This window comes from Streptomyces sp. NPDC006551, assembly GCF_040611675.1.
In the GTDB taxonomy this organism is placed as follows: Bacteria; Actinomycetota; Actinomycetes; order Streptomycetales; family Streptomycetaceae; genus Streptomyces.
Window position 1 is genome coordinate 400737 of record NZ_JBEXOT010000001.1, and the last position, 22153, is coordinate 422889.

The window sequence follows — 22153 nt, forward strand, 5'->3', positions numbered from 1 at the left end:
CGACACGCGCAGCCGCCAACATGCCGAGCAGGCCGCCGAGTTGGCGTCCATTCTCCCCCCTGCTCCACGCTTTCCGTGCCGCCCCGATCCCGACAGGGCGTCAGATCGGCACGATGTCCGGCGCGCCGAGACGCGCCGCGTCCGCCGTCAGATCGTCCGGCTGCCGCTGCGACTCCCGCTCCGCCTCCACCCGCTTCTCGTAGTGCTCCACCTCCTTCTCGATCTGCTGCGTGTCCCAGCCCAGCACCGGCGCCATCAGTTCCGCGCACTCCCGCGCGCTGCGCGTCCCCCGGTCGAAGGTCTCGATCGAGATCCGGGTGCGCCGGGTCAGGACGTCGTCCAGGTGCCGGGCCCCCTCGTGGGAGGCGGCGTAGACGATCTCGGCCCGCAGATAGTCCTCGGCGCCCGTCAGCGGTTCGCCGAGACTCGGGTCGGTGGCGACCAGCTCCAGGATCTCCTCCGTCAGGGCGCCGTAGCGGTTGAGCAGATGCTCGACCCGTACGACGTGGAGCCCGGTCCGGGCCGCGATCCTGGCCCGCGCGTTCCACAGGGCCTTGTAGCCCTCGGCGCCGAGGAGCGGGATGTCCTCGGTGACGCAGGCGGCGACCCGCTGGTCGAGCGCGTGCACGGCCTCATCTACGGCGTCCTTGGCCATCACGCGGTAGGTGGTGTACTTGCCGCCGGCCACGACGACGAGACCGGGGACGGGGTGCGCGACGGTGTGTTCGCGCGAGAGCTTGCTGGTGGCGTCCGACTCTCCGGCGAGGAGGGGCCGCAGCCCGGCGTACACCCCCTGGACGTCGTCCCGGCCGAGCGGGACGGCCAGCACGCTGTTCACGTGCTCGAGGAGATAGTCGATGTCGGCGCTGGACGCGGCCGGATGCGCCTTGTCCAGGTCCCAGTCGGTGTCCGTGGTGCCGACGATCCAGTGCCGCCCCCATGGGATCACGAAAAGGACGGACTTCTCGGTGCGCAGGATCAGTCCGGTGTTCGAGTGAATCCGGTCCTTGGGCACCACCAGATGGATGCCCTTCGACGCCCGTACGTGGAACTGCCCCCTCTCCCCGATGAGCGCCTGGGTGTCGTCCGTCCACACCCCGGTGGCGTTCACGATCTGCTTGGCGCGGATCTCGTACTCACCGCCGCCTTCGACATCCTTCACCCGGGCGCCGACCACCCGTTCGCCCTCGCGCAGGAAGCCGATCACCCTCGCCCGGCTGGCGGCCTGCGCGCCGTAACTCGCCGCGGTCCGTACGAGTGTGGCCACGAAGCGGGCGTCGTCCATCTGGGCGTCGTAGTACTGCAGCGCCCCGACCAGCGTGTCCTTCTTCAGACAGGGCGCCACCCGCAGGGCGTGACGCCGTGACAGATGCCGGTGGACGGGGAGACCGCGACCGTGTCCCGACGACACCGACATCGCGTCGTACAGCGCGACGCCCGAGCCCGCGTAGAACCGCTCCCAGCCCTTGTGCCGCAAGGGGTAGAGGAAGGGCACGGGTTTCACCAGATGGGGCGCGAGCCGCTCCAGGAGCAGTCCGCGCTCCTTCAGCGCCTCCCGTACGAGCGCGAAGTCGAGCATCTCCAGATACCGCAGGCCGCCGTGGATCAGCTTGCTCGACCGGCTGGAGGTGCCGGACGCCCAGTCCCGGGCCTCCACCAGGCCGGTCGAGAGTCCTCTCGTGACCGCGTCGAGGGCGGTCCCGGCGCCGACGACACCGGCGCCCACGACCAGTACGTCCAGTTCACGCTCGGCCATCGTCGCGAGCGCTTCCGCGCGCTCGGCGGGTCCCAGTGCCGCTGTCCTCACCGCTGCCTCCCGTCGTCCCCCCGTGGTCGGGCTCACAGTCTCGATTCTGTCCCGGCCCTCCGACTTCAGCCACCGCCTGTGGATAACACTCGGCGACCTTCGACCTCGCAATCCCGCATATCGGTCATATTTACGCCTAGTCTGACATTGCGCTCGCCCCCGTTCTGTCCACAGGGCTTGCGCGTCTCGTCCCCTCCGGCTACTGGGAAGGACGTCCCACCTCCATGCCCGCTGATCTCGCCGTCATCGGCCTCGGCCACCACGGACTCCCCCTCGCCCAAGCCGCCGTCGCCGCCGGCATCGACACCATCGGCTACGACATCGACCCACGCCCCGTCGCCGAACTCGCCGCCGGCCGCCCGCCCGTCGACGGCTCGCTCAGCGCGTCGGAGATCCGCCGGATGCTCGCGGGCGGCTTCCGGCCCTCCACCGACCCGGCGGAGCTCGGCCGGGTCCGTACGGCCGTCATCTGCGCCCCCACCCCGCTCGGCCCCGACCGGGCTCTGGACCTCGCCGCCGTCGCCGACGCCGCCCGCGCCCTGGCCGCCCGGCTGCGCCCGCACACCACCGTTCTGCTGGAGTCGCCCGTCCACCCCGGCACCACCGAGGGCATGCTGCGCGACCTCCTCGAAGAGGGCTCGGGTCTGCGCGCCGGTCGCGACTTCCACCTCGCGTACTCTCCCGGCCGTCTCGACCCCGGCAGCCGCACCCACGGATTCGCCGGGACGCCCAAGGTCATCGGCGGCCTCACCCCCGCCTGCACGGAGTCCGCCGCCGCCTTCTACGGCCGTGTCACCGACAAGGTGGTACGCGCGCGTGGCCCCCGCGAAGCCGAGACGGTCAAGCTCCTGGAGACCAACTTCCGGCACGTCAACATCGCTCTGGTGAACGAGATGGCGGTGCTCTGCCACGAGCTCGGCGTCGACCTGTGGGACGTCATCCGCTGCGCCGAGACCAAGCCCTTCGGCTTCCAGGCCTTCCGCCCGGGCCCGGGCGTCGGCGGCCACGGCGTCCCCGTCGACACCATCGGGACCCACCGCCCGCTCCGTATGGTCGAACTGGCGAGCCAGGTCAACGAACGCATGCCGCAGTACGTCATCCAACGCTGCGCCACCCTGCTGAACGAGCACGGCAAGTCGGCCCGCGGCGCCCGGGTGCTTCTGCTCGGCGTCACCTACAAACCCGATCTCGCCGACCGCGAGGGCTCACCCGCCGACGAGATCGCCCGCCGCCTGATGGACCTGGGAGCCGTGGTCAGCTACCACGATCCGTACGTCCCGGACTGGCGCGTCCGCGACGTCCCGGTCCCCCGCGCGGACTCCCTCTACGAGGCCGCCGCCCACGCCGACCTCACGCTCCTGCTCCAGCACCACCGCACGTACGACCTCCAGGGCCTGTCGGTCAAGGCCCAGCTGCTCCTCGACACCCGCGGCGCCACCCCCGCGGGGGCCGCCCACCGCCTCTGACCCGCGGACACGGAGAGGGCCCCGCACCGGGTGGTGCGGGGCCCTCTCCGTACGTACGGGAAAGCGTCAGCGCTTGTGCTGCGCGTCCGCGACCGTGACCTCGACGCGCTGGAACTCCTTGAGCTCGCTGTAGCCCGTGGTGGCCATCGCGCGGCGCAGGGCGCCGAAGAAGTTCATCGAGCCGTCCGGGGAGTGCGACGGACCGGCCAGGATCTCCTCGGTCGTGCCGACGATGCCCAGGTCGACCAGCTTGCCGCGCGGCACGTCCTCGTGGACGGCCTCCATGCCCCAGTGGTGGCCCTTGCCCGGGGCGTCCGTGGCGCGGGCCAGCGGGGAACCGATCATGACCGAGTCCGCGCCGCAGGCGATCGCCTTCGGCAGGTCGCCCGACCAGCCCACGCCGCCGTCGGCGATGACGTGGACGTAGCGGCCGCCCGACTCGTCCATGTAGTCGCGGCGGGCAGCGGCCACGTCGGCGACCGCGGTCGCCATCGGGACCTGGATGCCGAGGACGTTGCGCGTGGTGTGCGCCGCGCCGCCGCCGAAGCCGACCAGGACACCGGCGGCGCCGGTGCGCATCAGGTGCAGGGCCGCGGTGTACGTGGCGCAGCCGCCGACGATGACCGGGACGTCGAGCTCGTAGATGAACTGCTTCAGGTTCAGCGGCTCGGCGGCCCCGGAGACGTGCTCGGCGGAGACCGTCGTGCCGCGGATGACGAAGATGTCCACCCCCGCGTCGACGACGGCCTTGGAGAACTGCGCGGTGCGCTGCGGGGAGAGCGCGGCGGCGGTGACCACACCCGAGTCGCGCACCTCCTTGATCCGCTGCCCGATCAGCTCCTCCTTGATCGGAGCGGCGTAGATCTCCTGCAGACGGCGGGTCGCGGTCGCCTCGTCCAGCTGCGCGATCTCGTCGAGCAGCGGCTGCGGGTCTTCGTACCGCGTCCACAGGCCCTCGAGGTTCAGCACGCCCAGGCCGCCCAGCTCGCCGATGCGGATGGCGGTCTGCGGCGAGACGACGGAGTCCATGGGGGCGGCCAGGAAGGGGAGCTCGAAGCGGTAGGCGTCGATCTGCCAGGCGATCGAGACCTCCTTCGGGTCCCGGGTGCGCCGGCTCGGTACGACGGCGATGTCGTCGAACGCGTACGCCCTGCGGCCGCGCTTGCCGCGCCCGATCTCGATCTCAGTCACGATGTGTGGCCTTTCCCTCTATGTCTGCGCCTACCAGTATCCCCGACACAAGCGTGAGGGGCGGTTCCGGCCACATTCCGGAACCGCCCCTCACGCGTCGCGCTCTGTTACTTCCTGCTGTAGTTCGGCGCCTCGACCGTCATCTGGATGTCGTGCGGGTGGCTCTCCTTGAGACCCGCCGAGGTGATCCGCACGAAGCGGCCCTTGGACTCCATCTCCGAGACGGTGGCGGCACCCACGTAGCCCATGGTCTGACGCAGGCCGCCGACGAGCTGATGCAGGACGTTGGACAGCGGGCCGCGGTAGGGCACCTGACCCTCGACGCCCTCGGGCACGAGCTTGTCGTCGGAGCTGACCTCGGCCTGGAAGTAGCGGTCCTTCGAGTACGACCTGCCCTGGCCGCGGGACTGCATGGCGCCGAGCGAGCCCATACCGCGGTACGACTTGAACTGCTTGCCGTTGATGAAGAGCAGCTCGCCGGGCGACTCCTCACAGCCCGCGAGGAGGCTGCCGAGCATGACGGTGTCGGCGCCGGCGGCGAGCGCCTTGCCGATGTCGCCGGAATACTGCAGACCGCCGTCGCCGATCAGCGGGACACCGGCGGCACGGGCCGCGAGAGAAGCCTCGTAGATGGCGGTGACCTGCGGGACGCCGATGCCCGCGACCACGCGGGTGGTGCAGATCGAGCCGGGGCCCACGCCGACCTTGATGCCGTCGACACCGGCGTCGATCAGCGCCTGCGCGCCGTCACGCGTGGCGACGTTGCCGCCGATCACGTCGACGTTCACGCTCGACTTGATCTTCGCCATCCAGCTCAGGGCGTTGCTGTTGTGGCCGTGCGAGGTGTCGACGACCAGGAAGTCCGCCCCGGCGGCGGCGAGCGCCTGGGCCCGCTCCAGCGCCTCGGGGCTCGCGCCCACGGCGGCACCGACGAGCAGGCGGCCCTCGGCGTCCTTGGCGGCGTTCGGGTACTTCTCCGCCTTGACGAAGTCCTTGACGGTGATCAGGCCCTTGAGCACGCCCTCGTCGTCGACCAGCGGCAGCTTCTCGATCTTGTGGCGGCGCAGCAGCTCCATGGCGTCGACGCCGGAGATGCCGACCTTGCCGGTGACCAGCGGCATCGGCGTCATGACCTCACGGACCTGGCGGCTGCGGTCGCTCTCGAAGGCCATGTCGCGGTTGGTCACGATGCCCAGCAGCTTGCCGTCCGGGTTGGTGACGGGGACACCGCTGATGCGGAACTTGGCGCACAGGGCGTCCGCCTCGGCGAGCGTCGCCTCCGGGTGCACCGTGATGGGGTCGGTGACCATGCCGGACTCGGAGCGCTTGACCAGATCGACCTGGTTGGCCTGGTCCTCGATGGAGAGGTTGCGGTGCAGCACGCCGACGCCGCCCAGACGGGCCATCGCGATCGCCATGCGGGACTCGGTCACCTTGTCCATCGCCGCCGAGAGCAGCGGGATCTGGACCCGGACGTTGCGGGAGATACGGGACGAGGTGTCGACCGCGTTGGGGAGCACCTCCGACGCGCCCGGCAGCAGCAGCACGTCGTCGTAGGTCAGCCCGAGTGTCGCGAATTTCTCGGGCACTCCGTCGACGTAGACAGTCATGACACCTTCCCCAATGGCCTTGATCGGTGCGGATGTCCATGCTAACGGGCCTCGACGGTGTCTCATTCCACGATCAAGATCAGAGAGCAGCTTTGGACGTTCGCACGTGTACGTGAGGGCCATCCGGCCCCTTCGACCCTTACTGTTCGGCCAGCGCCCGCAGCCGGCTCAGGGCGCGGTGCTGCGCGACCCGGACCGCCCCGGGCGACATGCCCAGCATCTGCCCGGTCTCCTCGGCCGTCAGCCCGACGGCCACCCGGAGCACCAACAGCTCCCGCTGGTTCTCCGGCAGATTGGCGAGCAGCTTCTTGGCCCATTCGGCATCGTCGCTGAGCAGCGCACGCTCCTCGGGGCCCAGCGAGTCGTCGGGCCGCTCCGGCATCTCGTCGGAGGGCACCGCCGTCGACCCGGGGTGGCGCATCGCGGCCCGCTGCAGATCGGCGACCTTGTGCCCGGCGATGGCGAAGACGAAGGCCTCGAAGGGCCTGCCCGTGTCCTTGTAGCGCGGCAGAGCCATCAGGACCGCGACGCAGACCTCCTGCGCCAGGTCCTCGACGAAGTGGCGAGCGTCACCGGGCAGCCGGCTCAGCCGGGTGCGGCAGTAGCGCAGGGCGAGCGGGTGCACGCGCGCCAGAAGGTCGTGCGTCGCCTGTTCGTCGCCGTCGACGGCACGGTGAACGAGTGCACCGATCTCCCCCGGCCCTACGGGCATGGGTGACCCCACGGTCTCGTCGTCGCGCATCGCTCCATGGTGCCTTGGCGCCCGAGGATCCGCGGCACCGCGTCCGTAGTTGTGCACCGAAGCGTTATGAGTAGGTGCGCCGGAACTCATCTCCTGCGCCCTCCCCTTCCGCTCGATCGACTCGTCCCCGAGGAACTCCACACCCTCAAGGATGCGGCATCGGGAGAGTTACTGACACAAGCCGCTGCCTCGGTGGGGACAGAAGCCGCCCCGCCCGCCGATGGCGGACGGGGATGCGACGGGCCACGGGCGCCTGGAGAGTGTCCGGTGGATCAGGGCCGACCGCCCCGAGTCACCGGGCGACCGACCTAGCGCACCAGGCCCCAGCGGAAGCCGAGCGCGACCGCGTGCGCGCGGTCCGACGCGCCCAGCTTCTTGAACAGGCGGCGCGCGTGCGTCTTGACGGTGTCCTCGGAGAGGAAGAGCTCGCGTCCGATCTCCGCGTTGGACCGGCCGTGACTCATCCCTTCGAGGACCTGGATCTCACGGGCGGTGAGCGTCGGGGCCGCGCCCATCTCGGCCGAACGCAGCCGGCGCGGGGCGAGCCGCCAGGTCGGGTCCGCGAGGGCCTGGGTGACCGTGGCCCGCAGTTCGGCGCGCGAGGCGTCCTTGTGCAGGTAGCCACGGGCACCGGCGGCGACCGCGAGCGCGACGCCGTCCAGGTCCTCGGCGACGGTGAGCATGATGATGCGGGCGCCGGGGTCCGCGGACAGCAGTCGGCGGACGGTCTCCACGCCGCCCAGACCGGGCATGCGTACGTCCATCAGAATCAGGTCCGAGCGGTCCGCGCCCCAGCGGCGGAGGACTTCCTCGCCGTTGGCCGCGGTGGTCACGCGCTCCACGCCGGGCACGGTCGCGACCGCGCGGCGAAGCGCCTCTCGGGCAAGCGGGGAGTCGTCGCAGACGAGGACGGATGTCATGGCCGCCCTCCGCAGCTGATGCGCGTCACCTTGAGCCTCCAGGGCTGGTACGTATCGTCACCTGTGCGGTTGACGCTCTCGGACGCCTGCCCGAGCGCTTCTTCCTTCAACCGCCTCCGCACTCTCAACGACGGTCACTCGAAAGAGTTACGGGTCGGACGGACGCCTTCGGCACTCTACGTGAGGGAGCGAACGCGGAGGAGAGCGCCGCAGGTCATCCGCCCTTCATTGGAAGCTATGCCCCATTTAGCGGGTTTTCTTCCCTTTTTGCAGTGTCTGTGGCTAGATTCGCAATGAGTCATATTTACATCTACTTAGACAGTAGTTGTAACGTCGGGTCGAACCCGCGAGAGCGGGTACGCGAGACCCATGGGGGGCGAAGGGCCCCCGTACATCAGCCATCCACCCGCCCACCAATCCGTTCGACACGGTTTCAAGGGGACAAGCGCAATGGCAGATTTCTCCCGCCTTCCCGGACCCAACGCCGATCTTTGGGACTGGCAACTCCTCGCGGCCTGCCGCGGAGTCGACAGCTCCCTGTTCTTCCACCCCGAGGGAGAGCGCGGCGCGGCACGGAGTGCGCGTGAGAACTCGGCGAAAGAGGTCTGCATGCGGTGCCCGGTACGCGCGGAGTGCGCGGCACACGCACTCGCCGTACGGGAGCCCTACGGCGTCTGGGGCGGCCTCACCGAGGACGAACGCGAAGAGCTCATGGGACGAGCCCGCAATCGCCTGATCACGGCACCGGCTTCGGCATCGGCATCGAGTTCGGCAGGCGTGGGGCGCGCCTGAAGTAACGTTTCTGCAGGTCACTGACGGGTTCAGTGAGGGGCCGGGCCCGCATCCCACCCGGCCTCGGTGCACGCACTACGCGCGCGTGGCCGCGCGGCTCAGTTCGTCCAGGGTCGCCGCGACGGCGGGCACCTGCGCCAGGTCGGGCAGCGTCAGGGCCACGATCTCCCGCTCCACGGCCGGCTCGACGGCCACGGTACGCGCGCCCTTGGGCCGTACCGATTCGAGGGCGAGCCGCGGCAGGACCGCCACGCCCAGGCCCGCGCCCACGAGGCCCACGACGGCCGGGTAGTCGTCGGTCGCGAAATCGATGCGCGGGGTGAAGCCGGCCTCCTCGCAGACCTCCACCAACTGGCGGCGGCAGCGCGGGCAGCCCGCGATCCACGGCTCGTCGGCCAGTTCGGCGATGCCCACCGACTCCGCGTCGGCCAGCCGGTGCGAGTCCGGGACCAGGCCGACCAGGCGGTCGGCGAGCAGCGGGCGGACGACCAGGTCGTCCCACTCGGCGGGGCCCGCCCCATACCGGAAGGCCAGGGCCACGTCGCAGTCCCCGTCGCGCAGCATCTCCACCGAGCGCGGCGGCTCGGCCTCCACCAGGGAGACCCGGGTGCCGGGGTGGGCCGCGCGCAGGGCGGCGAGGGCGGTGGGGACGAGGGTGGAGCTACCGCTGGGGAACGAGACCAGGCGGACGCGGCCGGCCCGCAGTCCGGCGATGGCGGCCACCTCCTCCTCCGCGGCGGTGAGCCCGGCGAGGATGCCCGAGGCGTGCCGGACCAGCGCCTCGCCGGCCTGGGTGAGGCGCATCTCGCGGCCGGTGCGGATGAGCAGCGGAGTGCCCGCGGAGGACTCGAGCGCCTTCATCTGCTGGCTCACCGCGGGCTGAGTGCAGCCCAGTTCCCGCGCGGCGGCCGAGAAGGAGCCGGTGGCGGCGACGGCGCGCAGAACGCGGAGATGACGGGCCTCGATCATCCTTCGAGCATAAGCGAGTCTTGGACCCCGAGGCGAATATCCCTTCCTCGCTTTGGGCCGGTTCGCCTAGGGTGCCCCTCATGAAGGTGCTGACTGTGAACATCGGCCGGGCCAAGGCCGTGGAGTACACCGACGCCCCCTCGGGGACGACGGGCGTCGACAAGCATCCGGTGGAGGGTCCGGTACGGGTCGAGGCGCCGGGGCCGCGCGGGGTGGGGGCGAGCGGGGTCGCCGGGGACGACGTGTGCGATCTGCGCTTCCACGGCGGTGACGACCGGGCCGTGTACGCCTTCGCGCGGGAGGACATGGACCTCTGGGAGCGCGAGCTCGGCCGGCCGCTGCCGAACGGTTGCTTCGGAGAGAACCTCACCACGCTCGGGCTCGATGTGAACGGGGCGCTGGTCGGGGAGCGTTGGCGGGTCGGCGACGTGGTCCTGGAGGTGACCGGTGGCCGTATCCCCTGCCGTACCTTCGCGGGTTTTCTGGGGGAGAAGGGCTGGGTACGGCGCTTCACGCAGTCGACGGCGGGGCCGGGGGCGCTGCTGCGGGTGATCGAGCCCGGCGAACTCATGGCGGGCGCCCCGGTGTCGGTCGTGCACCGGCCGGACCACGCCGTCACGGTCTCGCTCCTGTACCGGGCCGCGACGACGGAGCGCGCGCTGCTGCCGAGCACGCTGGTCGCCGCCGAGTGGATGGAGTCCGGCCTGCTGGACCTCGCCCGCACGTACACGGAGAAGTACGGCACCGGCGCCTGACCCGTCCGAAAAGCCAAGGCGGGGCCTCCCCGGCGGTGGGACCGGAGGGCGGGGTGGGGCGGCGTGGGCGGCTAACGTGCCGCGTATGACGACTGCACTGATTACGGGCGCGACGGCGGGGATCGGGGCCGCCTTCGCGCGGAAGCTGGCGGCGGACGGGCACGACGTGGTGCTCGTGGCCCGCGATGTGACGAGACTGCGGGAGCAGGCGACCGAACTGCACGACCGGCACGGGGTGGAGGCCGAGGTCCTCGCGGCGGACCTGGCCGAGGAGAAGGGGATCGCGGCCGTGGAGGCCCGGCTCTCGGATCCGAGACAGCCGGTCGACCTGCTGGTGAACAACGCCGGGTTCGGCAACAAGGGCCGGTTCCTGGACGTGTCCATGGCCGACGAGTTGAAGATGCTGACGGTGCACTGCGAGGCGGTGCTGCGGCTGACGTCGGCGGCGGCCCGGTCCATGCGGACCCGGGGCCGGGGCGGGGTGGTGAACGTGGCCTCGGTGGCCGCGTTCGTCCCCCGCGGCACCTACGGGGCGTCGAAGGCGTGGGTCGTTCAGTTCACCCAGGGCGCGGCGCGGGACCTGGCGGGCAGCGGGGTGCGGCTGATGGCGCTCTGCCCGGGGTTCGTGCGGACGGAGTTCCACGCGCGGGCCGGGATGGGGACGGACAACATCCCGGGCTGGATGTGGCTCGACGCCGACAAGCTGGTCACCGCGGCGCTGGCCGATCTGGCGCGGGGAAAGACGCTGTCCGTCCCGGACCCCCGTTACAAGGCGCTGATGGGTGTGGTGAAGCTGGCGCCTCGCGGCCTGCTCGGCGGGGTGTCCGCCAAGGCGGGCCGCAAGTACGGCCCGAAGTGACCCCGGTGCGGTGCGGCCGCACGCGGAGCAGCGCGTGATCAGGCCTCGAAGTCGAGGGCGAGTCGGGCCGTGGTTCCGTTCCGCCAGGTCACGGCGATCGTGCGGCCGTCGACCTGGACCGTGGCGAGGGTGCCGACGGGGGCGGGTTCGGGTTCGGCGGTGAGGGAGGCCAGGGCGACGAAGAGGGTCTCGGTGCCGCTGGTGGTGCCGTGCAGGGCGGGCGTGCGGCTGTCCGTGCCCTGGAGGGTGGCGCCGGTGGCGAGTTCGACGGTCTCGGCGGCCGGGGGGTAGCCGTGGACCGGGTGGAGCTGGGACACGGGTCCGCCCGGGGTGGTGGCCCAGCCGGTCTGGCGTACGGGAGTGCCTTCGGGGGCTCCGATGACGAGATGGGCGCGGACCTCGGCGCGGCCGTGGGCGAGGGTGGCGGAGAGGATCCGGATGCCGGGTCGGGGGGTGTGCAGGGAGGCGGCCCAGCCGGGGCCGGTGCCCCGGGGGCTCGCGGGGCCACGCCGGGTGAGGCGGCCGTCGACGACGAGGGCGAAGTGGTTGTCGGCGGGGGCGGGAGGGGCGGTGGCGCCGGTGCGGGTGGAGTAGGCGAAGCGGGCGTAGCCGGAGTCGTCCTCTCCCGCGGGGTCGCCGGCGACGTGGTTGCTGCCGTGGTTGTGGAGGCGTACGAGTCCGTCGGCGGCGGTGGAGTGGATGAGCAGGCCGGCCGGGGCGACCGGACGTACGGTGTCGGCCCGTTCGGCGGGCAGGGGCTCTTCGGCGTCGGTCCAGGCGGGGTGTTCGGCGGGGAGGAGCAGCCCCAGGAAGCCCTTGGAGGCCCAGTAGGGCGAGCCGGGCCCGGAGTAGCTCTGGACGATCGGCGGGTGGGGGCCGTGCCAGCCGAGGGTGAGCAGTCCGTGCTCGTCGCGGGCGCCCCGGTCGAGGAAGTACCGCAAGGTGCCGGAGGCGAGCCGGCGGGTGGCTCCCGGGGTGAGGGGGGTGTGGCCGGTGAGGGCTCCGAGCCAGGGTGCGGCGGCCGCGGCGAAGCGGTAGACGAGGGAGCGGCCGTACGGGAGGGGGGCGCCGTGGGTGTCGAAGAGGTGGACGTAGTCGCCGAGGTGAGCGCGGAGCCGGGGGCCGTAGCGGTCGAGGAGGTCCTGGTCGCCGGAGAGGTGGGCGTGCAGGACGGGGTAGAAGTGCAGGGCCCAGGCGTTGTAGTGGTCGAAGGCGCGGTTGTCGCCGTCGCTGTACCAGCCGGCGCCGAGGTACCACTCCTCGATCCGGGCGAGGGAGCGGTCGATGGTCGCGACGGCCCGGTCGGTCTCGATGCCGGCGTCCTGGAGGAAGCCGGCGACGGTGAGGCCGAAGAGCCACCAGTTGTTGTCGACGGGGGACGGGGCGAGGGCGGGCAGCAGCCAGTCGACGGTGCGTTGGCGGGTGCGGTCGTCGAGGGTGTCCCAGAGCCAGGGCCGGGTCAGGCGCAGTGCGAGGGCGATCGAGGCGGATTCGACGATCGCCTGGCGGACGTCGGTGAGGAGCGGCCAGGATTCGGGGGCGGCGGTGCCGGTGGTGCCGGTGCCGGTGGTGCCGACGGCAAGGGGCGAGCCGGCGGGGCCGATGCCGACGGTGGCTGGTCGACCGGTGCCGGGCTCCGCCGTTCCCGCCGCGAGGCCTTCGGCATAGCGCGCGAGATGACCGTGCGGGTCGTCACCGTGGGCGCCCGCGACGCGAAATGCGGCGAGGAGGAACGTACGCGCGTACCCTTCGAGACCGTCGGAGCGGGCGCCGGACCAACTGGGCCGGGGCCCGGGGAGGTCGACGAGTCCGTGCCGGGCGGTCGCGTACGGGCGGACGGCGAGGAGCAGTCGGTCGGCGTGGTCCTCCCAGTGGGCGCGGGTCCAGCCGGTGAACGGGCTGAGCTCACGGTTCTCGGGCGGCGTGGGCATGATGCTCCCCCTGGCGCGGACATCGGCGTCGCCGGGAATCATGAACGGGGTTCGATCGAACGTCAATGGATCGGACCGAATGATCGAAACTCCCTACAGTTCGATCATCTTGCATTACAGTCGGGGCCCGGGGACGGCGTCCCGCCGGACCACCACACCGCGAGGGGAACACGCCGTGCGCGAGAGTGCCGCTGAACGTCACGACCGACTGCTGACCCTGGTGCGCGAGCGCGGCACCGCACGCGTCGCCGACCTGGCCACCCTGCTGGGGGTCTCCCCCGTCACCGCCCGCCGGGACGTGGAGGCGCTGGCCACCCGGGGGCTGCTCGACCGCGTGCACGGCCAGGTGTCCTGGCCGGGACGCCAGGGCGAACCGGGGGCCGGGCGTTCCGGCGAGGGCCTGGTCCTCGGCCTGCTCGCCCCCTCCGCCACGTACTACTTCGCCGAGGTCATCCGGGGCGCACACGAAGCGGCGGCGCGGGCTGGCGCCCGGCTCATCCTGCGGATCTCGGACTACCGGCCCGAGGAGGACCGGGCGCGCGCCGAGAGCCTGCTGGCGGCGGGTGCCGAGGGCGTGCTCGTGGCGCCCGGCTGGCGCGGGCCCGAGGACCGGCTCGCGTACGGCGACTGGCCGGCCGAACTGCCCGTGCCGGCCGTGCTCCTGGAGCGCCGCGCCGATCCCGGCACCCCGCTCGACGGCCTGGACCGGGTGGTCTCCGACCACGGTCACGGCGTCCTGCTCGCCCTGCGCCATCTGCTGGACCTGGGTCACGGCACCCCGCTGCTGGTGGCTCGTGCCGACAGCCCGACCGCGCTCGCGGTGCGCACCGGATACACCGAGGCGCTGGCGGCGCTGGGCGTCGAGGCCCCCGGCCCGGTGATCGCCTCCGTACCGGCCGACCAGGATCCGGAGGGGTTCGGGCGCGCGGTACGGGCGTTGCACGAGGCGGTCGCGTCCGGCCGCGCGAGCGCGGCCCTGGTCCACAACGACGTGGACGCGATCGAGATCGTGCGGCGGCTGGCCGACCTGGGCGTCAAGGTGCCCGAGGACCTGGCCCTGATCGCGTACGACGACGAGGTCGCCGCCCTCGCCGACACCCCGCTGACGGCGGTCGCGCCGCCCAAGCGTCAGGTGGGCCGCCACGCCACGGAGTTGCTGGTGGAGCGGCTGACGCAGCCTCAGGTACCGGACGAGGAGCCCGCGCGGCGCCACCTGAGTCTGCTGCCACGGCTTCGGGTGCGGGCCTCCTGCGGGGCTTCCGGAGGGGTCCGCTCCACCTGATCGATTCGATCTTTTTTCGATCAATCAATCTTTCGCTCTTGACTTCGGTCATGGGCGGTCGCAGGATCACGGCCACACACCCCGTGCCGTCGTCCCAGGAGCCGTGCCGTGAGCCGTACTTGGAACAGAACGTCCCGTGCCATAGCCGGCACCGTCACCGCCCTCGCCGTCCTCACGGCGTGCGGCGGTGGCGGTGACGACTCGTCCGCCGCCGGATCCAAGGGAACCGACGGCAAGCCCGTGACCATCACCTTCTGGGGCTGGGCCAAGGGCTCCAAGGACGTGGTGGACGCGTTCAACGCCTCCCACAAGAACATCCAGGTGAAGTTCGAGGAGATCCCCTCCGGCACCGCCGGCGGCTACGCCAAGATCTCCAACGCGGTGAAGGCGGGCAACGCACCGGACCTGGTCTCCATCGAGTACTCCTCGCTCCCCGAGTTCGTCAGCTCCGGCGCTCTGCAGGACATCGGCGGCGAGTTCACCGAGGCCGACCGGAGCAAGCTGCTGCCGCAGGCGGTGGAGCTCACCACGCTCGGCGGCAAGACCTGGGCCGTCCCCTTCGACGCGTCCCCGCAGGCCTTCTTCTACCGCAAGGACCTCTTCGCGAAGTACCAGGTCGAGGTGCCCACCACCTGGGACGCGTTCAAGGCCGCGGCCGAGAAGGTGAAGAAGGCCGACGCCAAGGCCCGTATCGCCACCTTCTTCCCCGACGACCCGACGACCTTCGAGGCGATGGCCTGGCAGGCCGGCGCCCAGTGGTTCAAGGCCGAGAACGACACCTGGAAGATCGACACCACGGACCCGGCCACCACCAAGGTCGCCGACTACTGGCAGGGCCTGATCGACGCCGACCTCGTCCACAAGAACGCCTCGTTCAGCCCCGAGTGGACCGGCTCGCTCAAGAACGGCACCACCATCGGCTACCTCGGCGCCTCCTGGGGCGCGGGCGTCCTCAAGGGCACCCTGCCCGAGCAGAGCGGGAAGTGGGCCGTGGCGCCCATGCCGAGCTGGGACGGCAAGCTCGCCAGCGGCATGCTCGGCGGCACCTCCTTCGCCGTGACGAAGGACAGTGGGAAGAAGGCGGCGGCCGTCGAGTTCGCCGAGTGGATGTCCACCACCGAGGCGGGCGTCAAGGCGCGCATCTCCTCCGGCACGTCCAGCGCCTTCCCCGCCGCGACCGCGCTGCGCCCGGTCGCCAAGCAGGTCTTCGACGCCGGCTATTACGGCGGCCAGGACATCTACGCCCTCTTCGAGGAGTCCGGCGCCGCCATCGGCGGGAACTGGGCCTGGGGTCCGACCACCGGCACCACCAACACCGCCATCAAGGACCAGTTCGGCAAGATCACCAAGGGTGGCCCCACGATCGCCGACGCCATCAGGACCGGCCACGAGGCGACCGTCGCCGAGCTGAAGAAGCGCGGACTGAAGGTCGAGGGCTGACCGATGAAGGCCCGCACCCGTGCCGCAGCGTTCCTGCTGACCCCCTTCTTCCTCCTGTTCACCGCGGTGATGGTGGTGCCGATCGGATACGCGGTCTGGCTCAGCCTGTTCACCGAGAAGCAGTCGGGGCTGGGCTTCGGCGGCACCGAGACCGTCTTCACCGGCCTCGACAACTACACCGCGGCGCTGGGTGACCAGGCCTTCCGCGAGGGCTTCGGCGTCCTGCTCGGATACTGCCTGTTCTACATTCCGCTGCTGCTCGCCGGGGCCCTCGGTCTCGCCCTGCTGCTCGACTCGGCACTCGCCCGCGCCCGCCGCTTCTTCCAGCTCGCGCTCTTCCTGCCGCACGCCGTCCCCGGCATCATCGCGGCGCTGATCTGGGTCTACCTCTACACGCCGCAGCTCAGCCCCGTGGTTCAGGCGATGGAGGCCGGCGGCATCGGCTTCGACTTCTTCTCCCCCGAGGGCGCGCTCCCCTCCGTGGTCAACATCGCGCTCTGGGAGTGGCTCGGCTACAACATGGTGATCTTCTACGCCGCGCTGCAGGCCATCGACCGCTCCGTCCTGGAGGCGGCCACCGTCGACGGGGCGGGCGCCTGGCGCATCGCGTTCAGCATCAAGGTCCCGCTGATCCGCGCCTCGCTCGCGATGGTCGGCCTCTTCACCGTCATCGGCTCGCTGCAGCTGTTCACCGAACCGCTGATCCTCAACAAGGGCACGGGCTCCGCCGTCACCTCGACCTGGACGCCGAACATGTACGCGTACACCGCGGCCTTCGACCGCAACGACTACGGACTGGCCGCGGCCGCGTCCGTCCTGCTGGCCCTGACGGCCGCACTGCTGTCCTTCGGCGTCACACGCCTCACCGGACGCCGGAAGGAGAAGGCGGCATGACCAAGCCCCGGCACCAGAGCGCCTGGCTGTCCAGGACCGCCGTCAACGGCGCGCTCGTCCTCGCCGTCGTCTACATGCTCTTCCCCCTCGTCTGGCTGCTGACCGCCGCCACCAAGGACGCGGGCGGCCTGCTCGCCGGAAACGCCTTCTCCTTCGAGGGCTTCGACCTGGGCGGCAACCTCACCCGGCTCGCCGAGTACAACGACGGCATCTACTTCCACTGGTACGTCAACAGCCTCCTCTACGCCGGCGTGGGCGCCCTCGCCTGCTCGCTGATCAGCGTCGCCGCCGGGTACGCCTTCGACAAGTACGACTTCCGGGGCAAGGAGAAGCTCTTCGGCGTCGTCCTCCTCGGCGTGCTGGTGCCCACCACCGCGCTCGCCCTGCCGATGTACCTCCTCGCCAGCGAGGTGGGCGTCGTCAACACCTACTGGGCCGTGCTGATCCCCGTCCTGGTCAACCCCTTCGGGGTGTACCTCTCCCGGGTCTTCAGCGCCGGCTACATCCCCGACGAGGCCCTCGAAGCCGCCCGTATCGACGGAGCCGGCGAACTGCGCACCTTCTGGTCGATCGGTCTGCGCATGGTCATGCCCGGCTTCGTGACCGTCTTCCTCTTCCAGTTCACCGCGATCTGGAACAACTTCTTCCTCCCCCTGGTGATGCTCTCGGACCAGAAGCTCTACCCGCTGAGCCTCGGCCTGTACGCGTGGAACAGCAACGCCCACGCGGAACCCGACTTCTACCCCCTCGTCGTCACCGGATCCCTGCTGGCCGTCGTCCCCCTCGTCGTCGCCTTCGTCTCCCTCCAGCGCCACTGGAAGGCCGGTCTGACCGCCGGCAGCGTCAAGTGAGGAGCCCGGGTCCCACGATGCACCCCGCCACTGACAATCGCCCCGCCCTCCTGCTCTCCATGGGCCCGGGCATCGCCGAGCGGCTGCTGACCGACTCCCACCGCGAGCGTCTCACCGCCCTGACCCGCACCGACCCGCACCTCGTCGCCCACGATCTGACCGCGCCCACCCCCCGTGTCGCCGAAGCCCTCGCCGAGGCCGAGATCCTCCTCACCTGCTGGGGCGCCCCGCCGCTGACCGCCGCCGTCCTGGACCGCGCCCCGCGCCTGAAGGCCGTCGTCCACGCGGCCGGTTCGGTCAAGCACCATGTCACCGACGCCTGCTGGGACCGGGGCCTCGCCGTCACCTCGGCCGCGGCGGCCAACGCGCTGCCCGTCGCCGAGTACACGCTCGCCGCGATCCTCTTCGCCGGGAAGCGGATCCTCCACTCGGCCCGGCGGTACGAGGAGGTCCGCGCCGACCACGCCTGGCTCGCCGAGTCGGCGGCCTGGGGCAACTACCGCCGGACGGTGGGACTGGTCGGCGCCTCCCGGATCGGCCGCCGCGTGATCGAGCTGTTGCGCCCCTTCGACTTCGAGGTGCTGCTCCACGACCCGTACGTGGAGCCTGCCCAGGCCCGCGCACTGGGCGTGGAACTCGTCGGCCTCGACGCCCTGTGCGCCCGCGGCTCGATCGTCTCCGTCCACGCGCCTCAACTTCCGGCCACGCGCCGGATGATCGGTGCGCCACAGCTGGCCCTGATGCCCGACGGCGCCACCCTCGTCAACACCTCACGCGGCTCCCTGATCGACGAGACCGCGCTCCTCCCCCATCTGGCATCGGGCCGCCTCCACGCGGTCCTCGACGTCACGGACCCGGACGTCCCGGCGCCGGACTCCCCGCTCTGGACGCTCCCGAACGTGCTTCTCACCCCGCACGTGGCCGGCTCGCTGGGCAACGAACTGCACCGGATGGCGGACCAGGCGCTGGAGGAGGTGGCGCGGTACGGGCGGGGGGAGCCGTTCACGGAGGAGGTGCGGGCCTCAGACCTGACGCGGTCGGCGTAGGGCGTCGACGACCACCGGGACGGTGCGGGGTTCGAGGCGCAGGAAGGCGTGGAGCGCGTCCATGAGGTTCATGTCCCGGAGCTGCCGGGCGAGCGGCACCCGGCCACGCTCCGACTCGATCGCCAGGGCGAGGGCGGGCCAGACGGAGAGGGGGCCCCGGCCGTCGTCGGTGCCCCGGTCCCGCGCGAGCCGCGCCTCGTCCGCCGCCCGGCCCTCCTCCCCGGCTTCGACGAGGTCCTCGATGAACCCGCATCTGAGAGAGCCGGAAGCCTTGCCCCGGTCGTCCAGACCGGCCACCAAACTCCGTGCGCGGTCGTACTCGCCCGCCTCCACGAGGGCGCTCACGACCCCGCCGAAGAACCACGGGACCGCGTGCTCGACCAGTTCGGCGATCGCGGTGTCGCCCTCCTCGTACCGACCCAGCAGGAAGAGGGCGCGGACCACGTCGGTGAAGTCCAGGGAGGTGCCCTCGTCGCGCACGTCCCGCACCAGGGCTTTCGCGAGCGCCGTGTCCGCTTCCGCGTGATGGCCCGCCCTGGCCCGCTCCGCGGCGATCCGGGCCCATCCCATGAGCCGCATGCCGGGCAGGCTGAGCTGCCCGGTGTACGACTCGGCGGCCTCCCAGTCGCCGGCGGCGGCCGCCGCCTTGGCCATGGCGAGGCGGAGCTGGTCCCGCACCCCCGGACGCGTCTCCTCTTCGACCAGGGCGAGGGCGGGAGCGAACCGTCCGGCGTGAGAGAGCCGTTCGACGAGGACGAGGCGGGCCATCGACGACGAGGGGTCGGCCGTGATCCGCCGCGCCAGAGCCGTGGCGCGGTCGAACTCGCCCGCCCAGGCGAGGGCTTCGACCGCGAACCCCGCCCGGACCTGCCATCCGATGGACTCGTACGACTCCGGTGCGGACCCATCCGTGGGCAGGACCTTCGACTCGATGCCGTCGAGCAGGGTCCGCGCCTGGTCGAGGTATCCCGCCTCGACGAGGACCTTCGGGGTGTGGACGGGATCGAGCGTGCCGCCTCCGCTCCGCGCCCGGATCCGGCTCTCCACCTCCTCGACCACCTCGGCGGCGCGTGCCCGCATCTCGACGTCGGCCGCCCCGGCGTTCACCGCCGCGGTCACCGCTCCTCTGACCAGGGCGAATGCGCCGTCGTCGTGGGCGATGGCCGCCGCGAGAGAGCGGGCCCGCGCGAAGTGCCCGGCCGCCGCCAGCGCCTCGACGACGAAGACCATCGGGTCGTCGGCGTCGGTCTCGTGCGCGCAGTCGCGTGCCAGCCTCTCCGCCCGCTCCGTCTCCCCGGCTCCGGCGAGAGCCGCGACCACGCGGTTGAGCGCCCGCTCCCGGCACCTCTGGTCGTCGATCGTGCGGGCGAGCTCCTCCGCCCGTTCGTACGCGCCGCTGCCGGCCGCTCCCGCCGCCACGCCGAGCCGCGCCGACGCCTGGGCGGGTGCGTGCTCGATCCGGCCCGCCAGTTCCCACGCACGGTCGATCTCCCCGGCGGCCGCGAGGGCGATGACCGGCACGCGCTGGGCCCATCCTCGCTCCTCGGGGTCCGGGTGCAGCAGGGCGGCGGCGGCGGCCCGGTCGTACTCACCCGCGTCCGCCAGCGCACCGACCACATCGGTCAGGACCGGCGAGACGCACAGGACGGCGTCCAGCCGCGCCAGGGCCTCGTCCGCGGCCGCCCGGTCACCGGCCCGCCGCAGCTCCCCCGAGACGACCGCCAGCGCCAGGCTTTCGGATCCGGCGTCCTCGGTCACCGCCGACCGCACCGCCCGCGCCGCGTCCCCCGCCGTGGCGCGGGCACGCGCCACGGCGGCGAGGCCCAGGGCGCGTACCCGATCGTCCGCCTCGGACAGACACAGTGCCCTGGCCCGGGCTTCCTCCCCCTGCCGCGCCCGGGCATGCGCCAGTTCGGGCAGCAGCCGCGCCCGTACGTACGGATCGTCCACCGCCCGGGCCACGTCCTCCGCGCGGTCGAGGAGCCCCGCGCCCACCCAGGCCCGGCTCACCTCCGCCAAGGTGGTGTCCCGCTCGTCGCCGAAGGCGTCGGTGTACCGGCGGGCCGCCGCCTCGGCGTCCTCCAGGACCCGCCGAGCATCCTCCGCGCCACCCCGGGCGGCCAGCTCCGCCGCGACGTCGACGAGTGCGAGAGCCCGCCAGTCCAGGCTCGGGATGCTCCGGGCGAGGGCCTCGGCACGGCCGGTCCTGCCGAGCGCCGCCCAGGCCCAGGGCAGCGTCCTCGGGATGCGGTCGTTGCGCTCCACCAGCTCCTCCCGCCGGATCACCAGGCGCACCAGGTCCACGAGATCCGGCACACCCGCCCCGACGAACGCCTCCTCCGCCAGCCGCACCTCGTCCAGCGCCACGATGTCGCCGCCCGTCGCCTCCAGCAGCCGGTCATGGCGTACGGAATCCAGCGCGCACCCCACCATCCGCTCCACGTCCCCCGCCGCACGCAGCATCGAGAAGTACCCGCGCAGCAGGTAGTCGGGGGTTTCCGCGGGCCAGTCGCGGGCTTGCCACTCCTCCGCCCAGGCATGGAGCACCCGCCGGTAACGGTCGAGTTCGCGACGGCCCAGCATCTCCACCGCCTGGGCCTGGAGCTCCTCGTGGGCAAGGAGGTACGCGTCCGAGCGCGCAGCGAACGTCCGGCCCGGTCCCGTGCGCAGGACGTCCCGTACGCGGTAGGGCACCGCGCCCGTCAGCTCCGCCAGGTCGTCGGCCGTCAGACCGCCGCCGGCCGCGGTGAGCAGGGCGAGGAGGTCGTGCTCGAGGCCGCCCGCCTCCAGGAGGCGTTTCAGTTCGCGCTCCGCCTCGGCGCGGATCGCGCGGGCGGACGGGGAGGGCTCCAGGGTCCGTACGACCGCGGGGTCACGCAGCGGGTGGCCGGCGGGGACGTCGACCGGTACGGGCGGGTTGAGGCGGCCGGAGACGATCGTCGGCAGCGATATGGGGAGCAGGCTCGCGATCGAGTGCGCGTCCGGGCCCGTGGTGACGCCCCGGTCCTCGTCCAGGCCGTCGACCAGCAGGACCAGGCGTTCACCGCGCTCGGCGCAGGCGCGGGCCGCCTCCCCTTGAAGACGCAGCAGATGGGCCTCGCGGGTCGAGGCCGTCAGGTGGGCCGGGATGCCCTCGCCCGCCAGCTCGGCGAGTTGTTCCAGGACGACGTCGACGTACGCGACCACGTCGTTCTGCGCGCCCCAGCGCGCCGTGATGAAGAAGGGAACGATCCGCACCCCCGGCGGCGGGTTGAGCGCGAACCACGCCATCAGGGCCGTCTTGCCCGCCCATGCCTCCGCCCGCCACCAGACGTACGACGGGCCGGAGTCGGCCAGGCAGAAGGCGGCGAGCGACGCCAGCTCCCGCTCCCGGTCGACCAGTTCCACCGGAGCGATCCGGCGCACCTGCTCCCAGTACGCCGACCGCACCGGCGGCACGGCGGTCACGAGCTGGTTGTGGTCACCGGTGACGACGATTCCCGCGTCACCTCCGACCACGACCGACCGCTTCCCCCGCGCCTGCTGCATGGTGGCCATGCTGCCAGACGGGTCCGACGGCCCTCCGCGCCTAAAATGGAGGTGTCCCACCCGGTCCGGG

At 71.9% G+C, this 22153-nt stretch carries 17 protein-coding genes; 9 read left to right on the plus strand and 8 right to left on the minus strand.

From position 1 onward, the window contains the following. Positions 1–100: 100 nt before the first annotated feature. Positions 101–1807 carry a glycerol-3-phosphate dehydrogenase/oxidase gene (locus tag ABZY12_RS01715; protein WP_356885998.1) on the minus strand — a complete coding sequence of 569 codons (1707 nt, stop codon included), beginning with the start codon at positions 1805–1807 and terminating at the stop codon, positions 101–103. Positions 1808–2031: 224 nt separating this feature from the next. Here ABZY12_RS01715 and ABZY12_RS01720 point away from each other — a divergent pair, with 224 nt between their 5' ends. Further along, positions 2032–3273, plus strand: a complete 1242-nt coding sequence (locus tag ABZY12_RS01720; RefSeq protein WP_356886000.1) for a nucleotide sugar dehydrogenase — start codon at positions 2032–2034, stop codon at positions 3271–3273. Positions 3274–3339: 66 nt separating this feature from the next. On the opposite strand, the gene ABZY12_RS01725 is transcribed toward ABZY12_RS01720, so the two are convergent. The 4 genes from ABZY12_RS01725 to ABZY12_RS01740 all read right to left on the minus strand — a co-directional run bounded on the left by ABZY12_RS01725 (position 3340) and on the right by ABZY12_RS01740 (position 7736). Next, positions 3340–4464 carry a GuaB3 family IMP dehydrogenase-related protein gene (locus ABZY12_RS01725; RefSeq protein WP_356886002.1) on the minus strand — a complete coding sequence of 375 codons (1125 nt, stop codon included), beginning with the start codon at positions 4462–4464 and terminating at the stop codon, positions 3340–3342. 107 nt (positions 4465–4571) lie between these two features. Next, positions 4572–6074, minus strand: coding sequence for an IMP dehydrogenase (gene guaB, locus ABZY12_RS01730; RefSeq protein WP_356886004.1), 1503 nt, complete (start codon positions 6072–6074; stop codon positions 4572–4574). Between the two features lie 139 nt (positions 6075–6213). Further along, a complete protein-coding gene (locus ABZY12_RS01735) occupies positions 6214–6816 on the minus strand; it encodes a sigma-70 family RNA polymerase sigma factor (RefSeq protein WP_356886006.1) in 603 nt (200 codons plus the stop codon). A gap of 308 nt (positions 6817–7124) precedes the next feature. Next, positions 7125–7736: a response regulator transcription factor gene (locus ABZY12_RS01740; protein ID WP_003948568.1), complete on the minus strand. Its 612-nt coding sequence runs from the start codon at positions 7734–7736 to the stop codon at positions 7125–7127. Positions 7737–8186: 450 nt separating this feature from the next. Here ABZY12_RS01740 and ABZY12_RS01745 point away from each other — a divergent pair, with 450 nt between their 5' ends. Continuing rightward, complete coding sequence (locus ABZY12_RS01745; RefSeq protein ID WP_356886008.1) at positions 8187–8528, plus strand: WhiB family transcriptional regulator; 342 nt, start codon at positions 8187–8189, stop codon at positions 8526–8528. 75 nt (positions 8529–8603) lie between these two features. On the opposite strand, the gene ABZY12_RS01750 is transcribed toward ABZY12_RS01745, so the two are convergent. Next, positions 8604–9497, minus strand: coding sequence for a LysR family transcriptional regulator (locus ABZY12_RS01750; RefSeq protein ID WP_356886010.1), 894 nt, complete (start codon positions 9495–9497; stop codon positions 8604–8606). 80 nt (positions 9498–9577) lie between these two features. On the opposite strand from ABZY12_RS01750, the gene ABZY12_RS01755 reads away from it, so the two are divergent. Continuing rightward, positions 9578–10252: an MOSC domain-containing protein gene (locus ABZY12_RS01755; protein WP_356886012.1), complete on the plus strand. Its 675-nt coding sequence runs from the start codon at positions 9578–9580 to the stop codon at positions 10250–10252. Positions 10253–10337: 85 nt separating this feature from the next. Continuing rightward, on the plus strand, positions 10338–11111 hold the full coding sequence (locus tag ABZY12_RS01760; RefSeq protein ID WP_356886014.1) for an SDR family oxidoreductase: 774 nt from the start codon (positions 10338–10340) through the stop codon (positions 11109–11111). Positions 11112–11149: 38 nt separating this feature from the next. On the opposite strand, the gene ABZY12_RS01765 is transcribed toward ABZY12_RS01760, so the two are convergent. Beyond that, complete coding sequence (locus ABZY12_RS01765) at positions 11150–13042, minus strand: DUF2264 domain-containing protein (protein WP_356886016.1); 1893 nt, start codon at positions 13040–13042, stop codon at positions 11150–11152. Between the two features lie 175 nt (positions 13043–13217). Here ABZY12_RS01765 and ABZY12_RS01770 point away from each other — a divergent pair, with 175 nt between their 5' ends. From ABZY12_RS01770 to ABZY12_RS01790, 5 genes are all read left to right on the plus strand, one after another. Beyond that, positions 13218–14324, plus strand: coding sequence for a substrate-binding domain-containing protein (locus ABZY12_RS01770; RefSeq protein WP_356886018.1), 1107 nt, complete (start codon positions 13218–13220; stop codon positions 14322–14324). A gap of 108 nt (positions 14325–14432) precedes the next feature. Further along, complete coding sequence (locus tag ABZY12_RS01775; RefSeq protein WP_356886020.1) at positions 14433–15764, plus strand: sugar ABC transporter substrate-binding protein; 1332 nt, start codon at positions 14433–14435, stop codon at positions 15762–15764. Between the two features lie 3 nt (positions 15765–15767). Further along, a complete protein-coding gene (locus ABZY12_RS01780) occupies positions 15768–16658 on the plus strand; it encodes a sugar ABC transporter permease (protein WP_356886022.1) in 891 nt (296 codons plus the stop codon). Continuing rightward, positions 16655–17509: a carbohydrate ABC transporter permease gene (locus ABZY12_RS01785; protein WP_356886024.1), complete on the plus strand. Its 855-nt coding sequence runs from the start codon at positions 16655–16657 to the stop codon at positions 17507–17509. Before ABZY12_RS01780 ends, ABZY12_RS01785 begins: the two co-directional genes overlap by 4 nt. Before the next feature lie 17 nt (positions 17510–17526). Continuing rightward, positions 17527–18555 (plus strand): hydroxyacid dehydrogenase, encoded by a 1029-nt coding sequence (locus ABZY12_RS01790; protein WP_356886026.1) that lies wholly within the window; start codon positions 17527–17529, stop codon positions 18553–18555. Here ABZY12_RS01790 and ABZY12_RS01795 read toward each other — a convergent pair. Further along, a complete protein-coding gene (locus ABZY12_RS01795) occupies positions 18532–22083 on the minus strand; it encodes a hypothetical protein (RefSeq protein ID WP_356886028.1) in 3552 nt (1183 codons plus the stop codon). The two genes, ABZY12_RS01790 and ABZY12_RS01795, sit on opposite strands and share 24 nt — an antisense overlap. Positions 22084–22153 lie beyond the last annotated feature (70 nt).